The sequence below is a fragment of the Frankia sp. CcWB2 genome, assembly GCF_977927585.1.
In genome coordinates this window covers 1-3,809 of the sequence record NZ_CDWRCM010000166.1, presented here as the reverse complement: position 1 = coordinate 3,809, position 3,809 = coordinate 1, and the positions used below count along the sequence as shown (strand labels likewise).

The 3,809-nt window shown below is 71.9% G+C and carries 4 protein-coding genes; all 4 read left to right on the top strand.

Going from position 1 to position 3,809, the window contains the following annotated elements; all coding sequences use genetic code 11:
- The coding region (locus ACY45C_RS16220; RefSeq protein WP_462188424.1) for an aminotransferase class I/II-fold pyridoxal phosphate-dependent enzyme at window positions 1-662 on the top strand (662 nt) is incomplete at its 5' end.
- A 65-nt stretch (window positions 663-727) separates the two neighbouring features.
- Complete coding sequence (locus ACY45C_RS16215; RefSeq protein ID WP_462188423.1) at window positions 728-1,570, top strand: 2,3,4,5-tetrahydropyridine-2,6-dicarboxylate N-succinyltransferase; 843 nt, start codon at window positions 728-730, stop codon at window positions 1,568-1,570.
- A gap of 90 nt (window positions 1,571-1,660) precedes the next feature.
- The gene (dapE, locus tag ACY45C_RS16210) at window positions 1,661-2,740 is read left to right on the top strand and encodes a succinyl-diaminopimelate desuccinylase (protein WP_462188422.1); all 1,080 of its coding nucleotides are present in this window, start codon (window positions 1,661-1,663) and stop codon (window positions 2,738-2,740) included.
- A 276-nt stretch (window positions 2,741-3,016) separates the two neighbouring features.
- Window positions 3,017-3,809: nucleoside-diphosphate sugar epimerase/dehydratase (locus ACY45C_RS16205; protein ID WP_462188421.1), on the top strand; the 793-nt coding region annotated here is incomplete at its 3' end.

Here is a 3,809-nt window from a genome sequence, read left to right as displayed (position 1 = left end):
GCGGTGTGATCGTCGCCAGCGACGAGTGCTACATCGAGCTGGGCTGGGAGAGCCGGCCCGTCTCGGTGCTGCACCCCGACGTGTGCGGCGGCTCCCACGAGGGACTGCTGGCAGTGCATTCGCTGTCGAAGCGGTCCAACCTCGCGGGCTACCGGGCCGGGTTCGTCACCGGTGACTCGGCCCTGGTCGAGGGCCTCCTCGCGGTCCGCAAGCACGCCGGCTTCATGATGCCGACGCCCGTGCAGGCCGCCATGGCGGCCGCGTACGCCGACGACATGCATGTGGCGGATCAGCGGGCGCGCTACGCCAACCGGCGGGCCGTCCTCGCGGCGGCACTCGCGGTCGCGGGATTCACCATCGATCACAGCGAGGCCGGCCTCTACCTGTGGGCAACCCGGGGTGAGGACGCCTGGGCCACGGTGGACGCGCTGGCCGAGGTCGGGATACTCGTCGCGCCCGGGACGTTTTACGGGGAGGATGGCCGGTATCACGTCCGGATCGCCCTGACCGCTGCGGACTCGCAGGTGGCGACGGTTCCCGAACGGATGACGATGCTGTCGCCGGTCGCCGCCACGGGGCAGCCTGACTACGGCGCTCGGCCCGACTACGGTCAGCCGATCGCTCAGGGTAGCTATGGGGGCGCCGAGCCGGACATCCGTTAGCACCCGGCCCGGATCCGTGGCCCCGCTACCTCGCGAGGCCGGGGCCACCTCGTAGGGTCGGGCTTGTGAGCGCCTCGAACACATCCCTCGACTCTCCGATCGATCCCGCCGTCGACGAACTGTGGGAACGGCGGGCGGAGCTGAACACTGACGACGCCGACGCCCGCAAGATCGTGGTGGCCGCCGTCGACGCCATCGATGCGGGCGTGGCCCGGGTCGCCACGGTCACCGCGGGCGGCTCGGTCGCCGTTGACGAGCGGGCCAAGCGGGCGATCCTGCTGTCCTTCAAGGTTCTCGCCATGGTCGAGTCGTCCGCGGGTGACTTCCGCTTCCATGACCGGGTGCCGCTCAAGACCCGATTCGACGGCGTGCGGGTGGTACCGGGCGCGATCGTGCGCTGGGGCGCGCACGTCGAGCCCGGGGCCGTCCTCATGCCGAGCTACACCAACATCGGCGGCTACGTCGGTGCCGGCACCCTCGTCGACACCTGGGCCACGGTCGGGTCCTGCGCCCAGGTCGGCCGCAACGTGCACCTGTCCGGTGGGGCCGGGCTCGGCGGGGTTCTGGAGCCGCCGAACGCGGTCCCCGTCGTCGTCGAGGACGACGCCTTCGTCGGCAGTCGCTGCATGGTGGTGGACGGCGCGCGGGTGCGCCGCGGGGCCAAGCTCGGCGCCGGGGCGATCCTGACCGCCTCCACCCATGTCTTCGACGCCACGACCGGCGCGGAATACCCGCGCGGGGAGATCCCGGAGCGGGCGGTCGCGGTCGGTTCCAACCGGGTGAAGTCGTTCCCGGGCGGGGAGTTCGCGATGCCCTGCATCCTGGTGCTGCGGACGCTCGCCGAGGGCGAGATCCACGACAAGCTGGCGCTGAACGACATCCTGCGGGAGCACGGCGTCGCCGGCTAACGATCCTGTCACCGGTTAGCGATCTTATTGCTGGCTGGCGTCCTGTCGCCGGTTAACGATCCGCTGGCCCGGTGGCCGTAGGGTGACGGCATGAGCCTCGACCTCACGGCGCCCGTCGGCGAGCTGACCCGGGCGCTGGTCGACGTGCCCTCGGTAAGTGGGGACGAGGCCGCCCTCGCGGATGCGGTGGAGAAGGCGCTCACCGCGGTGGACGGGCTGCGGGTCGACCGGGACGGTGACGCCGTGGTGGCCAGGACCGAGCTGGGGTTGCCCGGCCGGATCCTGCTCGCCGGCCATCTGGACACCGTTCCGCTGGCGGGCAACCTGCCCTCGCGTGTGGTGGGCGGGCGGCTCTACGGCTGCGGGACCTCGGACATGAAGGCAGGGGTCGCGGTCGCGCTGCGGCTCGCGGGCACGCTCCCGGTCGCCACGCCCGGCGCGATGAGTCACGACGTCACCTGGGTCTGCTATGACCACGAGGAGGTCGAGGTGGCCCGTAACGGGCTGCGCCGGCTCGCCGCCTGGCACCGGGACTGGCTGGCGGCGGATCTGGCCATCCTGATGGAACCGACCTCCGGCGAGATCGAGGCGGGTTGCCAGGGCACCCTGCGGGTGGTCGTGACGCTCCCCGGCACCCGGGCGCACTCGGCCCGGTCGTGGCTCGGGGACAACGCCATCCACAAGGCCGGCGATCTGCTCCGCCGCCTCGCCGGCTACCGGGCGCGGACGGTGACGCTGGACGGCTGCACTTACCGCGAGGGGCTCTGCGCGGTGCGGATCGACGGTGGGGTAGCGGGCAACGTGATCCCCGACCGGTGCCAGGTCACGGTAAACTTCCGGTTCGCCCCGGACCGCGGCCCCGACGAGGCGGTGGCGCATGTCCGCGAGGTGTTGGGGGGCTACGACGTCGAGGTCACCGATCTCGCTGGCGGGGCGCTGCCCGGGCTCGCCGCCCCGCCCGCGGCGGCGTTCGTCGCCGCCACCGGTCGAGTGCCGGTGGCGAAGTACGGCTGGACGGACGTGGCGCGCTTCGCCGAGCTCGGAATCCCGGCGCTCAACTACGGGCCGGGCGATCCCAACCTGGCCCATACCCGGGACGAGTACGTCGAGCTCGCCGCGATCGACGAGGCCGAGCGGCTGCTACGGGCGTACCTGTCCGGTGTTGCTTGACCGTGGTGTCGCTGGACGCCTAGTTGCGATTTTTGTTACGCGTATGAGTCATCGGGGGTTGACGCCGTGGATCCTCCCATCTCGGCACGTTAGAGTTACGCGCGTACGTGCAGTGCCGGTCGGATGGGGGGTCCGGATGGTCGGTGGTGCGGCGGGTTCGGGGGCTCGGCACCAGGCCGGGGCGCGTCGATACACAGGTGACACGCGTTGTCGGCGCCAACCAGTGTTCTCCCCGTCGTCGGTCCGAAGATGTTGCGGCCGTGGGGGGTCTGCCAGGTGACGGGCACTGTCTTCAGCCATGCACAGGTGGGGTTGGCCGCGGGGCCGGGCACGGATGCCATCCCGAAACCGCTCGACGGGGCCGATGGGCCCGCCTGGTACGACCGCTACGAGGTGGGCGCGGACCCCGGCGCGGACCGAGCGTCCGACGGTGCCGTCGGCTACCGGGCGAAGGTTCGCTGGGAACGGCCGTACGGCTGGCTGCTCGTGGGCTCCGACGCGGTCGCCTGCGTGGTCGCGGCGGGAGTGGCCTACCTGGTCCGGTTCGGCGGACTGGTCGAGTTCGACCTGAAGCCGGTCTCCGCGACGCCGTATGTCGCCATGTCGATCCTGCTGCCCGTCGCATGGGTGTTGTCGATGTACCTGAGCCGGGCGTACGAGAGCCGGTTCCTCGGCAGTGGCTCGGAGGAGTTCCGCCGGGTCCTCAACGCCGCCGCGCAGCTCACCGCGGTGGTGGCCGTCCTGTCCTATGCGACCAAGGCCGAGCTCGCGCGTGCCTACGTGCTGATCGCCTTCCCGGCGGCGCTGCTGCTGACCGTGGCCGGCCGCGCCGCCGCGCGCGGCTACCTGCACCGGATGCGCCGGGCGGGCCGCTGCCTGCACCGGGTGCTGGTGGTCGGGGCGGGAGACTCCGCGGCGGCGTTGGTCCGGCTGGCCCAGCGGGATCCGACGTCGGGCTGGTCGGTCGTCGGTGTCGTGCTCGACCGCTCGCCCGGCCGGCACAGCCACGACTCCCCGGAACGCGGGGGGTTCGACCTGTTGGGGGTGCCGATCGTCGGGACGTCGGAGA